Origin of the sequence: Paenibacillus sp. PCH8 (assembly GCF_002968835.1) — a bacterium.
Lineage (GTDB): Bacteria > Bacillota > Bacilli > Paenibacillales > Paenibacillaceae > Paenibacillus.
In genome coordinates this window covers 360,408-383,648 of record NZ_PKQK01000003.1, presented here as the reverse complement: position 1 = coordinate 383,648, position 23,241 = coordinate 360,408, and the positions used below count along the sequence as shown (strand labels likewise).

The 23,241-nt window shown below is 44.9% G+C and carries 21 protein-coding genes, 1 pseudogene and 1 riboswitch; of the genes and pseudogenes, 14 read left to right on the top strand and 8 right to left on the bottom strand.

All coding sequences use genetic code 11. From position 1 onward, the window contains the following. Window positions 1-32 precede the first annotated feature (32 nt). A complete protein-coding gene (gene xerS / locus C0Q44_RS18990; RefSeq protein ID WP_105408823.1) occupies window positions 33-1,124 on the bottom strand; it encodes a tyrosine recombinase XerS in 1,092 nt (363 codons plus the stop codon). 203 nt (window positions 1,125-1,327) lie between these two features. Here xerS and C0Q44_RS18985 point away from each other — a divergent pair, with 203 nt between their 5' ends. The 4 genes from C0Q44_RS18985 to C0Q44_RS18970 all read left to right on the top strand — a co-directional run bounded on the left by C0Q44_RS18985 (window position 1,328) and on the right by C0Q44_RS18970 (window position 5,511). Next, window positions 1,328-1,816, top strand: a complete 489-nt coding sequence (locus tag C0Q44_RS18985; RefSeq protein ID WP_105408822.1) for a GNAT family N-acetyltransferase — start codon at window positions 1,328-1,330, stop codon at window positions 1,814-1,816. Between the two features lie 52 nt (window positions 1,817-1,868). Further along, the gene (locus C0Q44_RS18980) at window positions 1,869-2,642 is read left to right on the top strand and encodes an SDR family NAD(P)-dependent oxidoreductase (protein ID WP_105408821.1); all 774 of its coding nucleotides are present in this window, start codon (window positions 1,869-1,871) and stop codon (window positions 2,640-2,642) included. A gap of 122 nt (window positions 2,643-2,764) precedes the next feature. Then, complete coding sequence (locus C0Q44_RS18975) at window positions 2,765-3,655, top strand: aldo/keto reductase (RefSeq protein ID WP_105408820.1); 891 nt, start codon at window positions 2,765-2,767, stop codon at window positions 3,653-3,655. A gap of 512 nt (window positions 3,656-4,167) precedes the next feature. Further along, complete coding sequence (locus C0Q44_RS18970; RefSeq protein ID WP_105408819.1) at window positions 4,168-5,511, top strand: amino acid permease; 1,344 nt, start codon at window positions 4,168-4,170, stop codon at window positions 5,509-5,511. A gap of 44 nt (window positions 5,512-5,555) precedes the next feature. Here C0Q44_RS18970 and C0Q44_RS18965 read toward each other — a convergent pair whose 3' ends face one another. The 6 genes and pseudogenes from C0Q44_RS18965 to C0Q44_RS18940 all read right to left on the bottom strand — a co-directional run bounded on the left by C0Q44_RS18965 (window position 5,556) and on the right by C0Q44_RS18940 (window position 11,350). Further along, the gene (locus C0Q44_RS18965; protein ID WP_105408818.1) at window positions 5,556-6,320 is read right to left on the bottom strand and encodes a YqcI/YcgG family protein; all 765 of its coding nucleotides are present in this window, start codon (window positions 6,318-6,320) and stop codon (window positions 5,556-5,558) included. A gap of 83 nt (window positions 6,321-6,403) precedes the next feature. Next, a complete protein-coding gene (locus tag C0Q44_RS18960) occupies window positions 6,404-7,030 on the bottom strand; it encodes a LysE family transporter (protein WP_105408817.1) in 627 nt (208 codons plus the stop codon). A 129-nt stretch (window positions 7,031-7,159) separates the two neighbouring features. Next, on the bottom strand, window positions 7,160-7,777 hold the full coding sequence (locus C0Q44_RS18955; protein ID WP_105408816.1) for a DUF1989 domain-containing protein: 618 nt from the start codon (window positions 7,775-7,777) through the stop codon (window positions 7,160-7,162). A gap of 81 nt (window positions 7,778-7,858) precedes the next feature. Next, window positions 7,859-9,355, bottom strand: a complete 1,497-nt coding sequence (locus C0Q44_RS18950) for an amidase (protein WP_105408815.1) — start codon at window positions 9,353-9,355, stop codon at window positions 7,859-7,861. Window positions 9,356-9,567: 212 nt separating this feature from the next. Then, a pseudogene (locus C0Q44_RS18945) lies at window positions 9,568-10,547 on the bottom strand (DMT family transporter). A gap of 144 nt (window positions 10,548-10,691) precedes the next feature. Continuing rightward, window positions 10,692-10,844, bottom strand: a riboswitch (FMN riboswitch). An 83-nt stretch (window positions 10,845-10,927) separates the two neighbouring features. After that, entirely contained in the window at window positions 10,928-11,350 is a 423-nt protein-coding gene (locus tag C0Q44_RS18940; RefSeq protein ID WP_258166438.1) for a DinB family protein, read from the bottom strand. Between the two features lie 219 nt (window positions 11,351-11,569). On the opposite strand from C0Q44_RS18940, the gene C0Q44_RS18935 reads away from it, so the two are divergent. The 5 genes from C0Q44_RS18935 (at window position 11,570) to C0Q44_RS18915 (ending at window position 17,966) form a co-directional block, all read left to right on the top strand. Further along, the gene (locus C0Q44_RS18935; protein WP_105408813.1) at window positions 11,570-12,127 is read left to right on the top strand and encodes a CGNR zinc finger domain-containing protein; all 558 of its coding nucleotides are present in this window, start codon (window positions 11,570-11,572) and stop codon (window positions 12,125-12,127) included. A 191-nt stretch (window positions 12,128-12,318) separates the two neighbouring features. Further along, window positions 12,319-13,686, top strand: a complete 1,368-nt coding sequence (locus tag C0Q44_RS18930) for an amidohydrolase family protein (protein WP_105408812.1) — start codon at window positions 12,319-12,321, stop codon at window positions 13,684-13,686. 505 nt (window positions 13,687-14,191) lie between these two features. Then, window positions 14,192-15,628 (top strand): branched-chain amino acid transporter BcaP, encoded by a 1,437-nt coding sequence (bcaP, locus tag C0Q44_RS18925; protein ID WP_105408811.1) that lies wholly within the window; start codon window positions 14,192-14,194, stop codon window positions 15,626-15,628. Window positions 15,629-15,886: 258 nt separating this feature from the next. Next, window positions 15,887-16,981, top strand: coding sequence for a hypothetical protein (locus C0Q44_RS18920; RefSeq protein WP_105408810.1), 1,095 nt, complete (start codon window positions 15,887-15,889; stop codon window positions 16,979-16,981). A gap of 61 nt (window positions 16,982-17,042) precedes the next feature. Then, window positions 17,043-17,966, top strand: a complete 924-nt coding sequence (locus tag C0Q44_RS18915) for a tyrosine-type recombinase/integrase (protein WP_105409304.1) — start codon at window positions 17,043-17,045, stop codon at window positions 17,964-17,966. A 304-nt stretch (window positions 17,967-18,270) separates the two neighbouring features. On the opposite strand, the gene C0Q44_RS18910 is transcribed toward C0Q44_RS18915, so the two are convergent. Further along, entirely contained in the window at window positions 18,271-19,200 is a 930-nt protein-coding gene (locus tag C0Q44_RS18910; RefSeq protein WP_105408809.1) for an L-lactate dehydrogenase, read from the bottom strand. Window positions 19,201-19,511: 311 nt separating this feature from the next. Here C0Q44_RS18910 and C0Q44_RS18905 point away from each other — a divergent pair, with 311 nt between their 5' ends. The 5 genes from C0Q44_RS18905 (at window position 19,512) to C0Q44_RS18885 (ending at window position 23,094) form a co-directional block, all read left to right on the top strand. Further along, a complete protein-coding gene (locus C0Q44_RS18905) occupies window positions 19,512-20,789 on the top strand; it encodes a WD40/YVTN/BNR-like repeat-containing protein (protein ID WP_105408808.1) in 1,278 nt (425 codons plus the stop codon). A gap of 133 nt (window positions 20,790-20,922) precedes the next feature. Then, on the top strand, window positions 20,923-21,132 hold the full coding sequence (locus C0Q44_RS18900; protein ID WP_105408807.1) for a hypothetical protein: 210 nt from the start codon (window positions 20,923-20,925) through the stop codon (window positions 21,130-21,132). Window positions 21,133-21,458: 326 nt separating this feature from the next. Beyond that, window positions 21,459-21,932 (top strand): hypothetical protein, encoded by a 474-nt coding sequence (locus C0Q44_RS18895; RefSeq protein ID WP_105408806.1) that lies wholly within the window; start codon window positions 21,459-21,461, stop codon window positions 21,930-21,932. After that, complete coding sequence (locus C0Q44_RS18890; protein WP_105408805.1) at window positions 21,925-22,494, top strand: hypothetical protein; 570 nt, start codon at window positions 21,925-21,927, stop codon at window positions 22,492-22,494. The genes C0Q44_RS18895 and C0Q44_RS18890 overlap by 8 nt, the downstream gene beginning before the upstream one ends. Window positions 22,495-22,575: 81 nt before the next feature. Then, the gene (locus C0Q44_RS18885) at window positions 22,576-23,094 is read left to right on the top strand and encodes a phosphotransferase-like protein (RefSeq protein WP_105408804.1); all 519 of its coding nucleotides are present in this window, start codon (window positions 22,576-22,578) and stop codon (window positions 23,092-23,094) included. The last annotated feature ends 147 nt before the right edge of the window (window positions 23,095-23,241 follow it).

Here is a 23,241-nt window from a genome sequence, read left to right as displayed (position 1 = left end):
CAAGACTTGCTGCTTTTTGTTCATTCAGGATGCTATATGCTCTCTTCCGAACGGCGCTCAATAGCTTGAGACATTGTTTTATCGGTCAGGTGAGCGTAGATCTCGGTCGTCTCGGTAGAAGCGTGTCCAAGCTGCTCCTTGGTTTTGTAAATATCGTTCTGCAGATAATAGTCGGTTGCGAATGAATGGCGTAGCTTGTGCACAGTCAGATAGGGTTTACCGAAGCGTTTGGCGTATTTCATAATCATGGCCTGGATCGCTCGTTTGGTCATTCTACTGCCTTCCGAATCCCCGTTACGAAGTGCAATGAACAGACCTTTCTCCCGCTTAGGTGTACGGTAACGTGATTGCCGCAGATTCGTATAGGTTGCGAGTTCGTCCTTGGCCTGTTCCCTGAAATAAACGGGTGTTTTGTACGTCTCATCATTGTTACCTTTGCGATAAACATACAGAAGTTTGTTATTCAGATCCAGATCATCCACATTCAGATTCACAACTTCAGACACTCGTAAGCCCGAATTCAGAATCAGGCTTGCAATACAGGCATCCCGCTCTTTGTTGAGTTCATGAGAGTATAACGCCTGTTTGTTCTTCTCCATATCGACAGCGTAGCCTTCAAGGATATATCCGATAAATTCCAGTAGTTCGTCTTCCTCCAGAATTTTACCTTTGAGCTTGGCAGCTGTATCCTTGGGTTTATGTGTACGCTTGATCTCGATTTTGGCCATGATGTTCCGTTTCAGCAAAGGATAAAAGTCTTCATCTTCCGCAATCTGGCTCAGGTAGTGAAACAGGGAGCGCAGGGAAGAGAGCTTGCGAGAAACGGTAATTCTGGAATTGGCCCCCTCACGCTTGGTTGTGAGATACAACCGATAGGCAGTAACCGAATCCATACGAAGTACTTCCAGTTCAGTTAAAGTAACTTCCTTAATGGAACTTGCCTCGGACAATCCTTCTGCTCGCAACCAACCGAAGAAAGCTTCGTAATCTCTCAGATATTCGAGCAGGGTGGAGGGGGACAGGTCAGGCAGCTTATAGTCCATGAATTGCTGAACGAACCAAGGCATAGAAGGTAGTTTTTCATCCAGCTTACGTCGATCAATCTCTTTTTGCACGTTGGTCAAGTTCGGCACCTCCTTGTGAAAATGTATGATAAACGTATGAAAGTAATATTCAAGGCTCTAGCATTCTATGCTCTAGTGTACCATAATTTACATGATCACAGCTTGTGCACTGATGCGAGCAACAGGTATGGGATGCATCCTTGCCCTTCTCCGTGTAAACCATTAAAGTAATCAGTATACGTAGAGCAGAGGAGGTGAACCGGATGAATATGCAAATCGAACTGGTTCCCCGGGAACGCAGTCAGGTGATACGGCATTTAATGCAATTTTATCTATATGATTTTACCAAATATCTGAATATTGATGTAGACAGCAATGGCGTTTTTCCGGATTATCCCGGTCTGGAAGCATTCTGGACAGAAGAGGGTCGCAAATTTCCTTTTTTGATCACAAGTGATGGAGCGCCTGCAGGGTTTGCTCTGGTGGAGAAAACGGAGTCTGGGAGTAAGGATAATGACTACTATTTGACTGAGTTTTTTGTATTGCAAAAATATCGGCGCAGTGGAGTGGGCACTCAGGCAGCCTATGAATTGTTCAAACGTTTTCCGGGAAGATGGAAAGTAACTCAGGTTCGGAACAATGTCATTGCGCAGGCATTCTGGCGTAAAATTATAGGGGATTACACAGGTGGCCGTTTTCGGGAGAAGTTCCACCCGGAACTTGGCAATCCAAGCCAGTATTTTGTAACCTGATCTGAATCGGGCTTCACTTACATATAAGCAATCTGAAGAAGGAGTGAATGACATGAATGAACCCACATTCCATCTCGATGGACAGACGGCACTGGTGACAGGTGCAGGAAGAGGGATCGGAAAAGCGATTGCGATCGGACTTGCCCAATCAGGCAGTGACGTGGTGCTTGTATCCCGAACGATGAGAGAAATTGAGGAGACAGCTGCCTATATCTATGAACAGACAGGTCGGAAGGCACTGGCTCTGACGGCAGACGTGACATCAAGAGAACAACTGGAAGAGACATTTCGAGAGGCCATCTCTGAGATGGGTAGTCTGGACATTCTGGTGAATAACGCCGGTATGAACATTCGGACAGCGGCACTTGAAGTGACAGATGAGCAGTGGGAGACCATCATGCAGACGAATCTGAAATCGGCATTCTTCGCTTCCCAATTGGCGGGACAACATATGAAGGAACGAGGAAGTGGGAAGATCATTAACATCTCTTCGGTGGGTGGTCATACGGCTCTGCGGACAGGTGTGGTCTATGGTGCGACAAAAGCGGCTTTGATTCATATGACCAAAGTGCTCGCACTGGAATGGGGGAAGTATGGAATTCGTGTCAATGCAGTTGGACCGTGGTATTTCCGGACACCTTTGACCGAAAAACTGTTGGATGATCCTCAGTATTTGCAGGAGATTGTAAGTCGTACACCGCTTCAGCGAGTGGGAGAAATGCAAGAGGTGGTAGGGCCAGTAGTATTCCTGGCATCGGATGCAGCGGGGTACATAACCGGGCAAACGTTATTAGTAGACGGTGGGATGTCCATCTATGGTTTCTAGATAATTCGGTAACAGTCCGAAAAAATGGGTGGGACTACCAACTCACGGGTAATAACATACGGTAGCTAATCTGTACTTCTATTTATCTATACCCAATTCATTGAATATGGAGGAAGATAACGATGGAACTGCGTAATTACGGAAATACAGGCATGAAAGTCAGTACACTTGGATTCGGTGGGTCGGAGATTCGAGATTCATCCAAAGCAGATGTTGAAAAGTTGCTGAATCGTGCCTTGGATGCAGGGTTGAACGTAATTGATACGGCTGAATGTTACGGTGACAGCGAGGAATTCATTGGTGAGGTGTTGTCACATCGGCGTGATGATTACTATTTGTTCACCAAATGTGGACATACAGCCGGTGTAGACGGCCCAGACTGGGATGCCAAGGTACTGGAGCAAACCATCGATCGTAGTCTGAAGCGCTTGAAAACAGACTATGTGGATGTGATCCACTTGCATAGTTGTTCTGAAGAAGTGCTGAGGCAAGGGGCAGTTATTGAAGTTCTCCAGCGTGCCAAAGAGGCAGGGAAAACCAGGTTTATCGGTTACAGCGGGGATACGACGGATGCATTATATGCGATTCAGACAGGGATATTTGACAGTCTGGAGACCTCATTAAATATCGCTGATCAGGAAGCGATTGAACTTACTTTGCCTGAGGCGAGAAAGAGAAATATGGGTGTTATCGCCAAAAGACCCATAGCTAATGTGGCCTGGACGTATGAGACACTTTCGGAAGAAGAATATCCATATGTATATTGGAAACGTTTAAGAGAGCTTAACTATGATTTTCTGGACGAAGATGCCCAGGTAGCTGTAGAAACTGCACTGCGGTTTACACTGAGTACTGAAGGCGTAGACACGGCTATTGTAGGTACAGCGAAGCCAAACCGCTGGCAACAAAATGCCAACCTTGTGGCCAAAGGTGCGCTTCCACAGGAGCTGTATGATGAGATCAGAGCACGGTGGAAGGAAATTGCCGGGGCAGACTGGACGGGTCGAACCTGACATGATTTTATGGATGAGAAATAGTACGCAACTTTGCGAAGTCGCCTATGGCGGCTTTTTTTATATCTATAACCTTATTATTTCAATACATGAAAAATTCATAATAGTTATTTTACAACGAAAATAAACAAATATGGCCACCATTGGCATGCAATGAGGCATCGCGCACGGCGTGAAAACTTCTTTAACAAGTCTTTTTTTAAATATTTCAACATATGAAAAATTCACAGTAGTTGAATCATATACTCACCTTTGATACTTTATCACATTGAATTACTCATACACTCCCGCAACGTAAAAAGAACTACTTGAATCAGCGATTGAAGTCAATCATTATTTCGGAAAATGGAGTAAGTGAATGAACATAAGAACAATCAATCAAATCTTATTTTTCAGAAATAAGTATACATCCTTATTATTATGTTAACCAACAACCATTTCTTTTCATTACATAGACATAAAACCTCCATAACCTGTAAACCGTAAGGGGATAAGGCAGAAGGAGGAGCTTCATGAAAAGTCAGCTGGATGGTAAAAATGACGGTAAACTAAGTTGGATAAGCTTAACTTTGTTTGGAGCGGGATGTACACTCGGTACGGGATTCTTTCTGGGAACCAGTCTCGCGATACATTGGGCAGGAATATCAGTACTTGTTCTGCTCATCCTCGCAGCGGCAGGTACTTACTTTGTATTTGGTGCACTGGCTCAGATGACGGCAGAAGATCCCAAAGAAGGCGCTTTTCGTACTTATGCAGGCGAAGCCTTTGGGCGCTGGGCCGGTTTTGGAAGTGGGTGGATGTACTGGTCCTCCGAGATGCTCATTATGGGAAGTTCTCTAACGGCACTTGGACTCTTCTCTCAATTTTGGTTTCCTACGTTTCCGTTATGGGCATTTGTAGCGATCTATGCCTGTATCGGTTTGTTTATCGCTGCGCTAGGGGCCAAGGGGTTAACCCAAACGGAGAACGTACTTGCTGTGATCAAACTTGCTGCAACGATTGCATTTATTGCTATTGCGGGAGCAGCTTGTCTAGGATGGCTGAATGTAAAAGTTACTCCAGAACTGTTGAAGAACGAATGGTTTCCTCGTGGAGGAAAAGGGGTCTGGACGGGACTCATTTATGCATTTTTTGCTTTTGCGGGGATCGAGGTGATGGGTTTGATGGCGGCCAAACTGAAAGAACCCAAAGATGCAGTGAAGTCAGGTCGAGTGATGTTATTATCTGTGAGTACACTGTATGTTGTTGCGATTGCATTGATCTTGCTGCTCGTGCCCTCGAATCAATTAACGGCAGATGAAAGCCCACTCGTCAAGGCGATGTCATCGATCGGATTCACGGTAGTCGTGCACATCCTCAACGGAGTCCTGATTATTGCTGGATTCTCCACGATGGTTGCGTCCTTGTACGCGATTACGTCCATGTTGGTGAAGCTGGCAGAGGATGGAGATGCGCCGAAGCGCTTTACGAAGACGTGGGGTAAAAAGGAGATGCCCCTTCAGGCACTGGTTTGCACTGCGGGTGGATTAATCCTGTCTACGCTTCTGGCATTATGGATGCCCAAAAGTCTGTTCGAATACATCACGACAGCAGGCAGTCTGGTGTTAATGTATACTTGGCTTCTTATCTGCTTGACATATATCAAGAAAATGAAACCTGTGAAGTGGAATCGCATTAAAGTGTGGATTGCCATGGTGCTTATTGTTGCAGCGGTAGCTGGAACATCTATGGAGAAAGCCAGCAGAACGGGTCTGCTGGCAAGTATTGGACTCGTGGTGGTCATTGGGATTATCACGTACATTGTTCATAAGGTACGTGACTCCAGACCCACTAAGTCTGCACTGTCGAAACCTTAAACAATTTTGGGGTGAGTAAGGTACACCACTGCATTCATGAGTTTTCATGACTTTGTCAGATTGCCAATGGCTTGCTTCATTCGCATAAATGGACATTTGGAGGGTGTCTGCTCATCATCTGGCAGGAAATATTGTTTCCATTCCAGATTATCTTGTTGCCCGTACCACATGAGTGAAGGGTGAGCAGGTACAGCATCATATTCAGCGAGACGTTTGCGGATTAAGGTTTTCATTTTACGGCCAAGAGGGGTATTGTCATTAATGGATTCGAACACCCACCGTGGTTGAAAAGCAAACATGAGATAGGGAAAATGCCTGCTGGCTCTGAGTTCATGCGCGGGAGTTGCACAGAAGCAGAAGTAAGGCTCTCCGCCAAAGCAAAACTCCCACGTTGAATCATGCGGGTCTGTTGAAATGTGTTCCGGCCAAGGAGCAGCATCGTGGGAACTAACCCGATTAAGCATTTGCCAGAATAAGGACTGATACTCCTCGACCGTGGTGTGATCTTTCAGATCGTTCGGTGTCTCACAGATCACGACCATGGAAGCGTACTGGCCCGTATCTCTGGATATAGGGCCGTACTGTCGAAGGAGGTCTGCCATATCTTCGGCAGCCGCTTCGGATCGGGGGTCACATGTGAAGCCATACCTCAGATGTCCGGATAAAAAACCCATTCGTCCAGGCACACACGGATAAGTATTCTCCTCATCTGCTATCATATTGGCAAATTGCGAATAAGCGTCCCGTTGCCATAACGGAAGACGCTCAAACACAGTGTTTATTTCATCGGCACTGTACAGTTCCGCCATTGATCTCCCAACTCCAATCCACATGATACCCTTACAGTATTAATGTGGAGGAAATTGGGTGACTGTCCAGAGTGATTTTTCTGTCAGAAAAAAATAGAACGAACAGCCTCGAACCCGAAATACAAACCAAACCCAATCAGACAGATGCCAGAAAGTACTGAAATCCATCGTAAAACGGCTTCGCTGCTATGCTTGTGGAATCGGCTGGCCATTCCAGCCATAATGACATCCCACACCAGAATGCCAATGAATATGCCGGAGCTGTAGAACAGCAAATGTGCCATATCGGTATGTCGCACAGTGGTTGCGAGTATTGAGCCATATATGCCGAGCCAAAATAAAATATTAAGTGGATTGGATAGGGCCATTAAAAATCCCGAAATAAAGGATTTTTGAATCGTCGCCGCTTCAGTAGATGTTCCTTGAATCCCCTGTTTTAACTTCGAGAACGTTTCCACACCTGTATAAACTAGGATGAAACTGCCAAAGGACCATAGAAAAGAGCGCATAAAAGGTGTATCCAGAAAATGTGCAACTCCAAAATAGATCAATAGCATGTACACCAAATCGGCAAACATGGCTCCAAGTCCCAAGATCCAGGCATGCATGAAGCCATGGCGAGCTCCCCGATCCAATTGAGCGGCATTAATCGGACCAATTGGAGCTGACAGAGATATTCCCAGAATAATATAACTGAACAGTACAGACATAAACACGTTCACTCCTTAACGGGTTCGATGAATTGTACCAGTCGTCACAGAAAAAGGGTACAAGTCATCGTATTCCCGCAAGGAGTGAAATAGAACGAACTACTTTTATAATATGGACTTATGGTCGTGTCATTCTGTTGCAGATTCCACATCCAATTGAACAGGGGTGCAGTGATAGCCGTTGCAAGAACTTTCTTCGCAAGGGCAGGCAGAAAGTCCGATAATAAGGTCCGTTAACGCCTCCATCTCCACATAATCACCTACACGAGAGTCAGGAGCCACAACATCAATCTTGCCTTGACTGTCTACAACGGACTTCATAAACAGGTTAAAAGGATAATGCTGATCTGGTGGTATAATCCCGAAAGGTGACAAAGCCATATTTAAATTATGATAACAACTGGCATGATCCTTTTTGTCATATAACACCTCATACATCTCAGGACGACAAGCAGAATTGAAAAAATCATGTACGCCCACGGTATCACGTACGATTTTCAGCAAGGGCTGATAATGGTTGGAATATATAGCTTGTCCGGGTTTGATCCGATAAGAACGCAATATATCCAGGGTTACGCCGGGGTCCAGTCGGTTGTTAGCATCCAGTGCATCATAGGCAACAAAATCAACCACTTGCTGTCCCTCCAGATCGGTGATGCGAATCAAAGAACCCTTGTTTACTTTCAGGGCATACCCTGTCTTGGCAGGAATACGAAAAGACTGTTTATGGCGTTGCTTGGTATTCATCCGTCACATTCCTCCGCGTTTTTGCTTTCAGTATGCGGAGCAGAGGGTGCTTTCATGCATTATGGAAACGTATGGTTAAGTTTAGGCTGGAAACAGTGGATTCCCATTCATCCCGATCCAAAGGTCGGATTTCTCAAGCTGTCCAGCCAAGTGTAATAACCAATCTTCGCGTCCTTTGGTTGCCATGACTTGAACGCCTACCGGTAAACCTTCAGGTGTCATATGCAGTGGTACACTCATCGCCGGCTGTCCTGTCAGATTTGCAAGCTGAGTGAAAGGTGTATACGTGAGGCTTGGCTCAAACATCTCATAAATCAATTGTTGCTGCTGGATCTTGTCCAACTCGCTAACACGCATCAGGTGCTGGATCTGTTCTTCATGCGGCGTCAATTCTCCAATCTTTGGTGCAGGAAAAGCATTGACAGGTGTGATATAGAAGTCATACCGCTCAAATAACGTAGACATCTGGGCTGCAGCAATGTCCCATTCTGCCAGACTATGCACGAATTCCGCAGCAGACACCTTTTTACCGGCTTCCGCCAGAACCCAGGATTCAATCTCCATATCATCGGACGTCATCACTCGGCCCATAGAATGTTCCATGGAAGAGATCATGGCAGCCATCTCGCCACTGTTCATCATATAATAGTTCTCCATCAGTTTGACACCGTTGACTGGACTTAACTTCTCTTCAACATGATGACCTTGTTCTTCCAACCAGCGAACCAGCTTGTATACGGCTTCTTTGGCTTCTGCACTGACGGGTGTGCCTACAGGTGAATCCGTTGTATACGCGATCTTCAGGTTGCGTTGATGGGGATAGTTCATGTCCGCGAGATAACTTCCCGGAAAGAGCGGAGCATGAAATGCAGCTTCAGCTTGAACCACTTGCAGCGTATCCAACAGCGCAGCACTGTCCCGAACAGAACGAGATAGTGCGAAGTCGATTGATGCCCCTTGCCATTGACGACCTACACCAGGTCCTACAGGTGTACGCCCACGGGTTGGTTTGAGTCCAAATAATCCGCTGAAGGAAGCAGGGATGCGGATCGAACCACCTCCATCACTGGCTCCAGCAAGGGGAACAATCCCTGAAGCTACAGCTGCGGCGGCACCCCCACTTGAACCACCTGGCGAGTGATTGATATTCCAGGGATTGCGGCTCGGCCCGTGAAGACGAGGCTCAGTAATATTTTTCAAGCCAAACTCTGGTGTATTGGTATGCCCAATGATTATAAATCCTGCATCAAGGAGACGTGATACAAAATTGGAATTCCGCACTGAGCGATGCTTGCTGAACAGACGAGAGCCTGAAGTCAGGATTTCACTCTCCAGGGATTGGGAAATGTCTTTCAAGAGCAGCGGCACGCCAGCAAAAGGTTGTTCACCCGGACGAACCAGGCCAGCTTCCTGTCTTGCCCGGGTTTCATATGTACGAATGACCGCATTAAGCTGCGGGTTTATTTCTTCAAGTCGTGCAAACGCGGCTTCCAGCAATTCAACCGGAGATACTTCCCGGGATCGAATCAGTTCAGCCAAGCCTACGGCATCGTAGGAAGTATATGAAAATGAAGACATGATGATCATTCCTCTCTGAATATCATTCGTTTAAAGATCCATATGTCATCGTACCACCGGAATAGATAAAAGACAAAAGGCTAGGCCCGATAGATAAAAAGGAGAGTAATTAATCATTGGATAAATGGATATAAGATCAGGGTATACAAAAAGCACTGCTCATCTATTATAATGTGCAGTGCTTTTCGTTATATTAAATTCTGAACTAACCCTTAATCTGTTCGAAGCTTAGGTGCTGCATCAGCTGCGGTTGTTGATCGTTCCTGCTGTTTGGAGATCGCGAACAGGGCAACCCAGATCAGGATGAACCCGAGCAACTGCTCCCATGTAATCAGAGAGCGGAAGGCAATCCAGTTGACCAATACCCCAGCCATTGGGAAGCTAAGTTCCGCGAGGGTGGCAACAGACGCTTTGGTAGATGACAGACCTTTGTAATATAACAGCAAACTGAGTAATCCCGGCAATAATGCCTGACCCAGAACGTTGAGAGCAACAGCGGCCTGTTCACCTGTTCCGGATGGGAATGTCCATGCAGCACCTTCGTTCCACGTCATGAAGAACAATAGTGGGAGAGCAACAACGAAGCGGAGGGCAGTAACGGTTTCGTAACGTGTCTGTCCCAGCATCAGTCGGCCCATAACGGTTGAGCCTCCCACAAAGCAGCAGCACCAAGCGATAACAAGCTGCCTGCATGGATCCAGTTGTCCCAGTTACTCATGGGAAGCGTGAAACCGAACGTTAGCAGATAAGTACCTGCCAGTGCAATGAAAAACAATCCACCGAAGCGGCGTGGCAATGTTTCTTTCAATAACAATTTAGCCAGAACAATAGCGAAGAGAGGCTGCATTTTTTGCAGCAACAATACGGTGTTCGGATCGTTATGTGTAAGTGCCAATGTGAATAATACCGTTGCGAGCGCCGACCCTCCCCATGAGATAAAGATCACGGCAATCCAATGGCGTGCACGCAGGTTTTTCAGATCTGCCCGAAATTTCCACAGTACGGGAATGGCCACAAGGCTGACAATGATATGTTCTACCAGCACAATCTGAGTGGATGTCATCGTTTTTAGCAAGATAATGCGGAATAGTGGATCTACACCCCAAAGGGCTGCGCCAAGAACTACAAGCCAAAATCCAGTATTACTTCGCTCCTTACGGTAAACCGTTGGTGCAGATGATGTCTTTTCCATATTCAGGACTCCTTCGTCAGAACACGGAATCTTCAGTTGGCAAAATCGACAAAATCCCCCGTTTTGGTATAAACCAAATAAACGGGGGACCATCCAAGGACATGCGTCAGGAAAGAGGCCTTCCCGTGAACGGCATGTCAATGTGTTGATCTTCTCTCATCCGGACTGTACCGTCGGCCTTGGATTCTCACCAAGTCAGTCGCCGAATGCACTACGCAAGTACATTCGGCGAGTCGCGGGCTGGTTCCGTAGAACATCACCGCCGGTTGGGAATTGCACCCTACCCCGAAGATCCTATTCAATTATTTAGTATGTTGAACAAGCTGTAACATTAATAAGTTCATCTTATTCCTGTAAGCGCTAGCAGTTCAAGTGTTTTTTTAGAAAACAATAGTCCAGCTTCCCTGCTGCCTGCGGAGAAGAACAATCTGACCCGCATGATAAGCATCATGCAGCATCCAGCGGGCAAGTGCTTGTGCCCATTTATCTTCGGAGTCCATATAAGTAGCTTCAAGCTCTGACTCCTCTAGTACCTCCAAGTGATTACGCAATTGCTGTGCCAGCAGAGCTGTATCCTCCATAAGTTTACTCCAGCTCACTGTATTGGAAGGATCTCCGGAATCTCCAAAAGTGGATTCGTTGGAGTCAGCAGAGGGTATTGAAGATGCAGTTCCTTGGATACGATGTAACAAGCGCTGATTGTAATAGTACATATGGTTAACCAACTGCCAGATGCTTAGTCCTCCTGAAGGTGGAACCCAGGCTGCCTGTTCTGCTGTAAGTCCTTCCAGTGCTTTCGACAATGGAACTATCCAATTACATTGATCCCATATGTCATCTTTCTGTATCAATAGCACATCTAATGCTGTTGTCCTCGTCATTGTTTCATTCCTCTCCTTGAATACAATTGGTGTGTAACTAGCTAAAATGGCTCAATAAGGTTACACTCAATATAACATAACAAAGGCATGATGTAACCTTCTTTTATAATATAAGATGGTTACATCAAAACGGAGGCTTATATGGATAGATTATGGACTGATTTTGTGAACAGTGATTATCATGATTGGCGTGGTGGGGATCGATCGGAGGACAGATTGGGGAATCTGAACTGGCAGCAAGGTTTTCTGAATCGTTGGCAACTAAGTGCCTTAATACCAGCTTCCTCTGAAGACGAGTTAACGATGAGGCATTTCAGAAATGAACTGCTCGCTCTGGGAAGCGAATTATCTCTTGGGAATGTATTAACCGATAAAGAACTGGATTGGCTGAACTCTGTCATGGAAGCGGGAAGGGTAAGTAGAAGATTGATCTCAATGGATCAAAAACTGAAACTTCAACTTGTTCCGGCGGAAGCGAATTGGACGCAGGTCATGGCAGAGGTAGCCGCTGATTTTGCAATGACTTTAGTGGAAGGGGAAGGAAAGAGGATACGAATCTGTGACAATTCCGATTGCCGCTGGATGTTCTATGACGATACACGGAGCAGAACACAAAAATATTGTGATGACAAGATGTGTGGTAACTTGATAAAAGTCAGAAGATTTCGGGCCAAACGAAAAGTGGGATCTAAAGAATAATAGAAGATGAGTCCAGGCTTGTTCAACCTCTCATCTTACATTCCTCATATATTGAACGTATTCCAAAATTGACCATATTTAATAACTGCTATATAATGTATATATACTAGCGAAAAAATAGTCAGAAGCAGTAACGATTCGTATGCAAGGTGGTATCGTCTTTCAAACTAACAAGATTGGAGATGTGTCTTATGCAGACAAGTTATCTGCTAAAAAATGGTTGTGTTATATCGATGGATGCCCAAGTAGGGCAGTATAACAGGGCGGATGTTCTAATTGAGGATTCACTGATCACAGCGATCCAGCCCGATCTGGATATTCCCGATGTAGAAATTATTGATGCTTCCGGGATGATTATCCTACCGGGGCTGGTGGATACACATCGGCATATGTGGGAGTCGCTTGTCAAAACAGCGGGAACCAATTGGTCTTTGCCTGTTTATTTGCAAAATCTCTATTATGGGGCATTAGGGAGCAAACTGCGGCCGCAGGATAGTTATATCGGGAATCTTTTGGGTTCTTTGGAAGCGCTTAATGCAGGAGTGACGACCGTACTCGATTGGAGCATGCCTTATTCCCCCGAGCATGCCGATGAGCTGATTCGTGGGCTTCAGGATGCCGGGATTCGGGCAGTATATGCTCATGGGATACCAGGTGAGACTAATTACTGGAACCGGGATAGTCAGTTGACGTATTCGAACGATGTGAGAAGAGTGAAAGAGCAGTATTTTTCGTCCAGGGATCAATTGCTCACTTTCGGTCTTGCCATACGTGGTCCTGAGTTTAGCCACTGGGATACAACGGTGAAGGAAATACAGCTGGCACAAGAACTGGATGCCATCTGTTCCATGCATGCCGGGTTTGGCAGTTGGGGATCGGTAGATCGCTCGATTAGTCGTTTGTATGAAGCAGGTCTCTTGAGTCCCCGGGTGAATGTGGTTCATGGGAACACAATGGGTCTTGATGAATATAAAATGTTGGCGGACAGCGGTGCCTCCCTATCGGTTACACCTGAGGTTGAGATGATGATGGGGCATGGATATCCGGCTACGGGTTACTTTCTTGAGCATGGAGGAACGCCTACACTTGGTGTGGATGTTGTGACATCTACAGGTGGAGACATGTTCTCCCAGATGAAGTTTGCACTTCAGGCTGAACGATCCAGAGTGAATGAACAGCTACTGCAACAGGGTGATATGCCAGGTGAGCTGAACCTGAAATCCAGTCAGGTATTGAGATTTGCAACTTCAGCGGGGGCACAAGCACTGGGGCTGGAACAGAAAATTGGATCGCTGACTCCTGGAAAAGAAGCAGACCTGATCATGATTCGTACCACAGATCTCAATATGTTCCCTGTTCATGATCCCATTGGTGCTGTGGTTCAATTCGCGAATCCTTCCAACGTCGATACCGTGTTTGTGGCAGGCAAGCCCGTGAAGCGGGGAGGCAAGCTGCTACATGTCGATTTGGACGCTGTTCGTCATGCGGCGATGCAGAGTAAAGAATATTTGTTAACTCAATACCAGATGTCCGATGCGGAGAGAATTACATTTTCATAATAAAGTAGAGTGAACTAGAGTAGTATCTCTTCACGTAACTCTTACAACAATCCATATCAAAGGGCCGCAGATCGCTGTGCGGCTCTTTGACGTGCTTGCGTATAGATACATAAGACAGATTGAGTTAGGAAAAGACAGCGGAAAAAGACGAAAAGAGTCCTCTTTCTCTGATATTCATATAACAACGATATAGAGAGTGTTTGGACGAATAATAAGGTTCTGAAAAACTGCGCATAATATAAATTATACGCAGTTTTGTTTTAAATCCATTTTCATAATCCACCACGTGCAACAGATCATGATAATATTCGTGGAAAAAGAACAAAATAAGTCGTATTCAAAAATAAATTTAACCAAGCAACGCGATAACGTGTAGAATTCGATAGTTTTTTATAGATGACCGATAAGATAGAACAAATGACTTTTTCATAGAACAGATGAAAAGCCATCCAATCTCGACTTCATTCAGAGCACATTCAAGATTCATGACGAGAGGAACATGACCATGCGTGAGAACGAACAACGATCTTCATTATTTCGTAAAAAACCAATTGCCTCTGGAGGCGATGACAACGGTGTATTGAAAAGGGCGCTGGGTCCGCTTGATTTAACCACACTCGGGGTGGGCGCTATTATTGGTACAGGGGTTTTCGTACTGACGGGTGTAGCTGCTGCAACGTATGCGGGCCCGGGACTTGTATTGTCCTTTCTGCTGGCAGGTATCATCTGTGCGTTCGCCGCATTGTGTTACTCGGAATTTGCATCAAGCATACCTGCATCGGGTAGTGCGTACACGTACAGCTATACAGCTTTTGGTGAAGTGATTGCCTGGATACTGGGCTGGGATTTGATATTGGAATATGGTTTCGCGAGTGCGGCAGTAGCCAGCGGATGGTCGGGATATTTCCAAACGTTATTGTCCGGGTTCGGATTGGAATTGCCTCATGCACTGACGAGTGCGTTCAGTCCGGAGAAGGGAACGTATTTTGACATCACGGCTGCAGTTATTACGCTGATGATTACCTTCCTGCTCACACGTGGGGTGAAGGAAGCGGCTCGTGCGAGCGGGATCATGGTCGCGATTAAACTGATCGTGGTGCTGATCTTCATCGGGGTGGGTGTGTTCTATGTCGAGCCAGATAACTGGCAGCCTTTCCTGCCGTTTGGGATCTCGGGTGTAACCGCAGGAGCGGCGACGGTATTCTTTGCCTACATCGGATTCGATGCGGTCTCTACTGCGGCAGAAGAGGTGAAGCGACCTCAACGGGATTTGCCGATTGGTATTATTGCGTCACTTGCGATCTGTACCGTTCTCTACATTGTAGTATCGTTGATTCTTACGGGCATCGTGCCGTATAACCTGCTGAATGTGAGTGATCCGGTTGCTTTTGCATTTGAATATGTACAATTAAAGGGGCTATCCTGGATTGTGTCACTTGGAGCAATTACCGGGATTACGACAGTGTTGCTCGTTATGATGTATGGTCAGACACGTCTGCTCTATTCCATGTCCCGTGATGGACTGCTGTCGCCTGTTTTCTCCAAGATCAGTGGCAAAAGTCAGACACCGGCTGTTGGAACGTGGGTTGCGGGGATTATCGTCGCTTTATTCTCCGGGTTCATCTCGCTCGGACATCTGGCGGAGCTTACAAACATCGGAACGCTATTTGCTTTTGCAGTGGTAAGTCTGGGCATTATCGTATTGCGTAAAAATAACCCGGATCTCAAACGCGGCTTCCGCGTACCTCTTGTGCCATTGATTCCGATTCTGAGCGCTCTGGGTTGTATGTACTTGATGACTCGTCTTGCGGCTCTGACTTGGATTACGTTCTTCGTCTGGTTGTTCATCGGACTGATCATCTACTTTGCGTATGGACGACATTACAGTCATCTGAATCCGGCACGACGCATATCTGGTGCTTTCAGATCAAAGGGTAAATAGACAAGAGTCAATTACACTGTCTCCTTCGATTCCTCATTTCGTATCGCCAAGGCGAAGCGGGATGGGGATTCTTTTTGAAATAGGAAGAAAAGAAAACGGGTTGCTAAAAGAAATGAAACGTTGGATTTTCCAACAATTGTGGGTAAGTAATAAGGGGTATGGCTAACGTGATCACGGGAATCGGGGTTGCGGCCAAGCCGAATATGAAATATATTGGGGGATGTGACATGCCATCAGACAGAAAAGAGGGGATGAATCATGAATACACTATTACATACGAATTCAAATCACCAGAACTCAGTTTTTGGATTTGCACTTGCTGACTCAGCCGTACTCGCCGAGGCGCAGCTAATCATCTCGCAATCAGGGGATACAGACGGTGTGCTGCTGGATATAGATCCACAACGCCGATTGAAAGATGGGCGCAAAGTATCGGTAGTTGCACAACAGCTGGAATCACCCATCGATCGTCAAGGTGCTAATATCATCTATGGTGAAGAGCTTGCATATGTGCAATATGCTATTCACCTGAAACCGGATAGCACGATTTCAATTGCTTCTATTGAAGGGGTTGAACAAGCTATTCAACTGGGGTGGTCTGCATTCATGGAAGGAGAGTACGAACTTCGAATCTCCCTGCACATGAAGACACCTCGCATCGCTGAAGGTACACTCGAACCTGAACAGCTTGCGATGGTAAAGTACGCGCAGGTTATCACCGTATATATATCGCTTTTCCCCGCAGAAGCGTCGTTGAGTTCACCATCTCAAGCTGTGTGGAGCAGAAACCATCATGTATTTGACTCCTACGGTAGAGGGGGGTTCATTCTTGCTGATCTGCCTCGGCTGGCTAGACGTGTGGAGGAACTGGTCGGACCGGGTAGCCATAATCTGATTGAACAATTTGCAGAGGGTGAGCTGTCGGACACACTGCTGGAAGAAGGTCTTATGGCCATTGCCTGGGGTGTTACTCCATGGTGTTACTCGATCTATTCTGCACCAGACGAGCAGTCTGCACAGCTGTTGGGCGTGGACAAGCTTGACGATGAGCCTGAACGGAAAGGGATCTACCCTATTGATCCTGCCATTCAGCAATTAAGTATTGTACCGGCTAACGAACTGGCACACTGGCCTGCGTGCATTCAGCAAGATTGGCCTGTTATTAATGTGTCTGGTAAAGGTGAGACGTTGCATATGGACCTGTATGTTCAGATCTGTGAGTCTGTGAATGGTCTGCACGAGAATCCATTGCCATCCTTTGTACTTACCCGCAGAGAGGGTAAGCCAGAGGCGATCCGTCCAATCATAGATGTAGTTATTGTAGATGAAGCACAGGATCTTGGCTTAACCTGAATCATAGCCTGAATAACAGACTGTCAATACATGCGAATGGAATGGGAGGTGATGAATGCAGATGATGACCGAGGAGATTCAGGAACAGTATGCTGATGAGCTTGAAGCTTTTCACATCTGGATGAAAGATGCCGGTTATACAGGGCATACAGTAAAATCGTACACGGGTGACGTGGTGGAATTCCTCATTTCCATTCAAGGCAAGTCACTGGAGCAGGTCAAGAAGTTGCATGTGTTGTCTTATCTGTCTCGCGCCCGTGATCGCGGGGTTAGTGATGCCACGCGGAATCGTAAACATGCGGCGGTTAACTGCTTCTATAAGTCCCTTATTGAACTCGAAGTATTGGCAAATAATCCGGCATTCGGGATTAAGAAGTCCAAAACCGAGAAAAATCGTGCCCCCGTTTTCCTGGACGAAAGTGGTTTGACACGGTTTTTGAAATCGGTGGAGGGGAAGTATCGGACACGGAATATGGCTGTTTTTCTGCTCATGGGATATATGGGATTGCGGGTTGGGGAAGTGAACGCCTTGAATTGCAAAGACTACAATGCGGAGCGGCGTACATTGGATGTATTCGGTAAAGGCCGGAAATGGCGTACACTCCCTGTACCAGAGACCGTGGCCGAGGTGTTGTCACAAGCGCTGAGTGAGCGGCTGGACCCGTGGCGTGGAGACAAGGAAGAAGCGCTGTTTGTCTCGCAGAAAGGAAAAAGGCTGTCCATTCGGAGTATTCAGCTCCTCTCGACGGAAACGTTTGAACGCTTCCAGCAGGATTCGCCTTCCAATCAGCGTCAGAGTTACTCCAGTCATAAGCTGCGGCACTCCTTCGCCACGATGATGTTACGGCGCGGAGCGGACTTGCGTACGGTGCAGGAGCTGCTTGGTCACGCTTCAATTCAAACGACCACTGTATACACTCATGTAACGAGCCGAGAGAAGGAAGAAGCTATGGCTTTGCTGGAAGTTAAACTTCCGACCTACTAAGATGCGAATAACATTGAAATAAATCAAGTGAAATGAATCAGAAGAAAATCCTGTCCAGGTGACAGGATTTTTTTGTTTTCGTTTGGAATGTAATAAAGGATATAGAATAATAAAACATAATTAATATTATGTAAACTAATCAACAGATTTGTGTATCAACTAATCATTGAGGTTCAAACCAAAGAACCATTCGAATCTTCTCTGCGGAAGAAACGAATGGTCGTTTTGGCTAAAGATCAGCATTTCATTATATTAACTTTCAACGTACTGTATCTTTCACCACATAAATGATGGTGTGGCTAGATTATTCCAGTCCGGCGATTTGTTCTTTTAATTTGTTAGCAGATGCCTGGAAGGCGATTTTCTCTGTTTCGTTCAATGGGAGAGGGAGAATCTCACGTACGCCGTTGCGATCTACAACACAAGGCACACCAAGATAGACATCCGATACGCCATTATAATCCTCCAGGAACGTGGATACATTCAGAACAGAGCCCTCGTTGCCGAGAATTGCAGCTACAATGCGATCCAGTGCAAGTGCGATTGCATAGGAAGTCGCGCCCTTGGCATTAATAATCTCATACGCTGCATTTTTGGTACGGTCGAAGATATCTTGCTGTGTTTCTTCATCCAGTTCCAGATCTGTTCCTGCAACGTTAGCCAGGCTCCATACCGGAACTTCGGAATCGCCATGCTCACCAATAATGTGGGCGTGAATGCTACGTGGATCGATTCCTTTATTTTTACCAATCAGGTAACGGAAACGTGCGCTATCGAGCAATGTGCCTGAACCGATGACACGGGAAGCAGGCCATCCGCTTTGTTTCCATGAAGTATAGGACAGAATATCTACAGGGTTGGTTGCAATCAGCAAAATACCATGAGAATTCACTTCAGTGATACGTTCGATAATATCTTTGAAAATGCTTGCATTTTTCTTCAGAAGATCAATGCGGGTTTCGCCAGGCTTCTGAGAAGCACCAGCTGTAATAATGATGATATCTGCGTCTTTGCAGTCGGAATAATCACCAGCCCATACTTTTACGCCACCTGTAAATGGAAGACCGTGATTCATATCGAGCATTTCGCCGGTTGCCTTATCATGATTCACATCCACAAATACCAACTCGGACGAACGCTGTCTCAACATTAGCGTGTATCCCGTTGTTGTTCCTACCGCGCCCATGCCTACAATCACGACACGACTTGGTTTCAATGCTGCACTATTTGTCATGTTCATATCCTCTCCTTTTTGGGGTATACTCCCATCCATATTAAGGGATACGAAGGCATAAAGCGAGTCCTGTCTATAAAATACTTCACATTTCATGTCTTTTTGCGAAATATTATGTCGAAATAACAATATACCGATGAGATGATAAGCTAATCAACAAAATGGTGACGAAATGCGAGCATGGGGTGAGTGTGAGCCTTTAGGGAAGGGTTTGTGGTAGAATAGGAGCAGTGGATTCTGATGAATCGTAAATAAAACTTCATAGGACAGGCATGCGCGCCTGCATATTGAATGAGAGAGGTGGAACCCACTTGCGCTTGCAATGGATCAAAATCGCGCAGACAGCATTGCTGTCTATAGGTATAGTATTCGTACTGGCGGCCTGCACCGACTCAGATCAGCCCCCGGAAGCAGAACCTCCGCAACAGCAAGATGACATCGGGAACACAGGGCAGACGTTAACCGTCGTTCCTCCTGTGAACAGTACTGAATCGGCAGAGATGGCGAAGTATCAGATTCAGACCCGATTGACCGATTTTCAGTTGCTTAATAGCAACGGAGGATTGGCATGGGGAGTGACGCGGAATGCGCTGCGACTGTACTACACTCAGGACCAGGGAAAGACTTGGACCAATATTTCCCCTTCGGAAAATGTGCAGTTTCCGGCTAACCCCAAATATGGACAAAGTATTTATTTTGTAGATCGTACTCATGGTTGGATTGTTCGTGAAGGTATGGGCGGAACAGACACCATGGTGCTTCGGACCAACAATGGTGGTGTAAGTTGGAGTCTGTCCTCGTTGTCCAAAACGGATAAAGTGACCGCGATCTCATTTGTATCTCCTGAAAAAGGCTGGATTCTTACCACGCTGGATACTGCGATTGGCAAACAGGACAAGAAATTGTACTTCACCGAAGATGGTGGTATTACCTGGAATCGAATGTCGTCCAGTGATGAAGATGGTAAAGAGGAATCTGATGAGATATCGAGACGCGGATATACAACAGGTATGACCTTCTCCGATCCGAAGCATGGTTTCCTAACCGCGATTGAGTTCGGTACCCCGAAGTTGTATGTGACGTCAGACGGCGGAGTGAACTGGGATACGGGGCCATCCTTCTTTGATCGAAACAAGTTCAAGGGATGTGGTAATTTTAGTATCAGTTCACCGGAATTCTTCGGACGCGAAGCACAGTCAGCCTGGATGTCAATGTCATGCTCTCAAGGGGAGAGTACAACATTCAATGGTTTCTTCACATCAGATGGTGGAGAGAGCTGGAAACTATCCACGTTCAGTTTAAACAAACAAATGGGTACGAATCGCAATCTTTCACCGGTATTTCTGAATGCTTCAGAAGGCTGGGCTATGCAAAAGGGCATAACCTATTACACCAAGGATGCGGGGAGAACGTGGAAAGCCCTTCCTGTAAGCAGTGTGCTGGAGAAGATATTCAAAGACTACCCGGAGATCGTAAAGCTTCAGATGGCTAATTCAGAACTAGGCTGGCTTTTGGTTGAAAATACGGATACCAAAAGGTCATTGTTACTGCAAACGCTTGACGGTGGTGTACATTGGAAAGTGTTGTAACTGGAAGTGTTTTCGGATGGGAAAGAAAAGGGACCAGAGTGTTCCTTTTTTTCTCCTTAGTTTGTGAAAAAAATCACAAATAAATTATGGATAAGATGATATATTTAATTCAACAAGAGAAGGAGTGATGAAGATGAGAACCAACGGTCAAACTCAATCCACGCAGGCGGATGAATTAACCAGATATATGCTTCACTTATGCTACACATGTGACGATGCCAATCGTTGCACAACGGAGGAAGCGGTGAAGGCATGCATGGCAGAACATGCACAGGCAGATCAGCCGGAGCCAGCCAAAGGTGAAGATGTTACTCGCGGGTTTATGGACATGATGTACGCTTAGGTGGGTGATACACAGAGTATACAGTTACAAATGCTAGACACTAATAGTTGACGAAGAGCACTCTTAAAAGAGGGCTCTTTTTGATGCGGAGATATGTAATTGTAACCTCCGTATAATCGGAAGGTTTGAAATATATAAGTGGATTAGACTATTTGTATGCGCTCTTAATTTCACTTCGCAATTACAGCAGATTGGGTTATTATATAAGTAATTCAGGTATTTTAATTAAAATGTGGTATTTATGAAGTGCATAAATTAGATGTTATATGATGTATTGAAGTAGATATCATCTAGGCGTGCTGATTATTATAAAAAGGAGAGTTTACTTGCAAAGATTATATTCAGAAGATTCCGGACTTATCGTTTCTGCTCAATTTAATACATTACCTGCGTTAAATTCATTTTATTTGGATTTTGAGGATAGGGAAACAACCAATGTAGAAGATGGTTACGCTACTAAAGAAGAACGCTTATTTAGAGTTCACCACAAAGATGTGGATCACATGATCTCACAATTAGGTGAGAGTAATTATTTTTCATTACATCGTGTATTTCTTAGCTATTATGAAGCGCACTGGAAATTATCACTCCTTTGGAGTCATCAGATTATTAAAGAAATTCGACAAATGGGGGAGCATATTAATATAAGCGACATAGAGAACCTGCTAAAAACAAAAGAAATTCAAATAGCTGATTCGAAAGCTTTAAAGTATGCAAATTCATATTCTGAACCAAGGAAGAAAACAATATATAGAAGCAAACCCATTCCAAGAGTATCTATGGGCGATTCAGATGAATGAGCTACTTGAAACGTATAAGGTGTCCCCTTTTGAGAAATATAAAATTGATAGTAAAGACGTATTCAATAGTTCTTATCTGTTTAAGGGTGCAATAGTCAAAAAAGAAATTAGTGTAGTATTGTACGAATGGGCTAACTTATATAGTTACACACAATCTGATTTTATTAAAAGGCTAAGCAATATTTTGGAGACCATAAACAAGGATATAATTCGAAACAAAGTCTTATATGATGAAAAGTCTAACATACCTGAAGTAAACCGATTGGTGTATTGGCTAGATAAACAAATTCATGATAATTTTCATTTTAAGGGATGCTTCCTTGGAGTATTTAATGCTTCAGATTTATTTGGCCCTTATTCTCGTCACGGCAGTCTCCCAATTAGAAGTATTAATGGAATAAACACACAAGAAAATGTCAGTTGTAAAGATATGATTAAAAATTGGAGAGATCATGGCATATTGCCGACCGACCAGCAGTTTACTAAGCTATTTCAGCTTTGGTACGTATCTATCTCTTACTTGGTAATCAATTGGTTGAGACTTCCTCATTTCACCCCATAATTGATAGCTGTCAAAACCATAGAACTAACTTATAGTTCAATAATCGTATTAAGTAAACTTATTCAAAGGAAGCTGATAAATATGGGAAAAGGGAAAATTATATTTCTAAATGGCGTAACAAGCTCAGGTAAAACTTCCATTGTAGAAGCGATGCAAACAAACTCTGATCCATTTTTCTATGTTGTTGCCAATGATCTTTTTGAAAATACGATCGGAGATACACATCTCCAGACAGATTACTGGAAGTATTTAAGTGAAGCCATCATTATCATGTATCAAACGGCAAGGCTATTTTCGGATCGTGGAAATAATGTCATCATCGATGGGATTCTCGTGGAAAGACCAGAGTTAAAACCACATTATGAACTCGTTAAAGACATATTTGACGGATATCCACTGGATATTGTTGAGGTGTATTGCCCTTTGGATCTTTGTCGTCAGCGAAATATTGAACGTGGAGATCGAAGAGAAGATCAATCCGATGAGCAAAGTGAAATGATGGCAAAAAACATTCGCTATAGATCTTTCGTTGATACGAGTTTAAATACACCAGAAGAATGTGCTGAAATGATTATTACAGCATTATTCAAACATGAATAAATGGAGATTATACTTGTTCCAGTTATTATTGAGGATAAAGAAACGCTATCGAATTTATATCCATTTTACGAATATGACTTCAGTCAATATACCAATCAAGAGATACATAAAGACGGAAGATATGAAGTGTTTATTGATTATTTTTGG

Bases quoted from the DNA above. Each gene is read 5' to 3' on its own strand.
- C0Q44_RS18980 (WP_105408821.1), top strand. From the start codon at position 1,869: ATGAATGAACCCACATTCCATCTCGATGGACAGACGGCACTGGTGACA.
- C0Q44_RS18935 (WP_105408813.1), top strand. From the start codon at position 11,570: ATGGATAGATTATGGACTGATTTTGTGAACAGTGATTATCATGATTGG.
- C0Q44_RS18920 (WP_105408810.1), top strand. From the start codon at position 15,887: ATGAATACACTATTACATACGAATTCAAATCACCAGAACTCAGTTTTT.
- C0Q44_RS18965 (WP_105408818.1), bottom strand. From the start codon at position 6,320: ATGGCGGAACTGTACAGTGCCGATGAAATAAACACTGTGTTTGAGCGT.
- C0Q44_RS18930 (WP_105408812.1), top strand. From the start codon at position 12,319: ATGCAGACAAGTTATCTGCTAAAAAATGGTTGTGTTATATCGATGGAT.
- C0Q44_RS18890 (WP_105408805.1), top strand. From the start codon at position 21,925: ATGAATGAGCTACTTGAAACGTATAAGGTGTCCCCTTTTGAGAAATAT.
- C0Q44_RS18960 (WP_105408817.1), bottom strand. From the start codon at position 7,030: ATGTCTGTACTGTTCAGTTATATTATTCTGGGAATATCTCTGTCAGCT.
- C0Q44_RS18975 (WP_105408820.1), top strand. From the start codon at position 2,765: ATGGAACTGCGTAATTACGGAAATACAGGCATGAAAGTCAGTACACTT.
- C0Q44_RS18900 (WP_105408807.1), top strand. From the start codon at position 20,923: ATGAGAACCAACGGTCAAACTCAATCCACGCAGGCGGATGAATTAACC.
- C0Q44_RS18950 (WP_105408815.1), bottom strand. From the start codon at position 9,355: ATGTCTTCATTTTCATATACTTCCTACGATGCCGTAGGCTTGGCTGAA.
- C0Q44_RS18915 (WP_105409304.1), top strand. From the start codon at position 17,043: ATGATGACCGAGGAGATTCAGGAACAGTATGCTGATGAGCTTGAAGCT.
- C0Q44_RS18970 (WP_105408819.1), top strand. From the start codon at position 4,168: ATGAAAAGTCAGCTGGATGGTAAAAATGACGGTAAACTAAGTTGGATA.
- C0Q44_RS18955 (WP_105408816.1), bottom strand. From the start codon at position 7,777: ATGAATACCAAGCAACGCCATAAACAGTCTTTTCGTATTCCTGCCAAG.
- bcaP (WP_105408811.1), top strand. From the start codon at position 14,192: ATGCGTGAGAACGAACAACGATCTTCATTATTTCGTAAAAAACCAATT.
- C0Q44_RS18885 (WP_105408804.1), top strand. From the start codon at position 22,576: ATGGGAAAAGGGAAAATTATATTTCTAAATGGCGTAACAAGCTCAGGT.
- C0Q44_RS18910 (WP_105408809.1), bottom strand. From the start codon at position 19,200: ATGACAAATAGTGCAGCATTGAAACCAAGTCGTGTCGTGATTGTAGGC.
- C0Q44_RS18985 (WP_105408822.1), top strand. From the start codon at position 1,328: ATGAATATGCAAATCGAACTGGTTCCCCGGGAACGCAGTCAGGTGATA.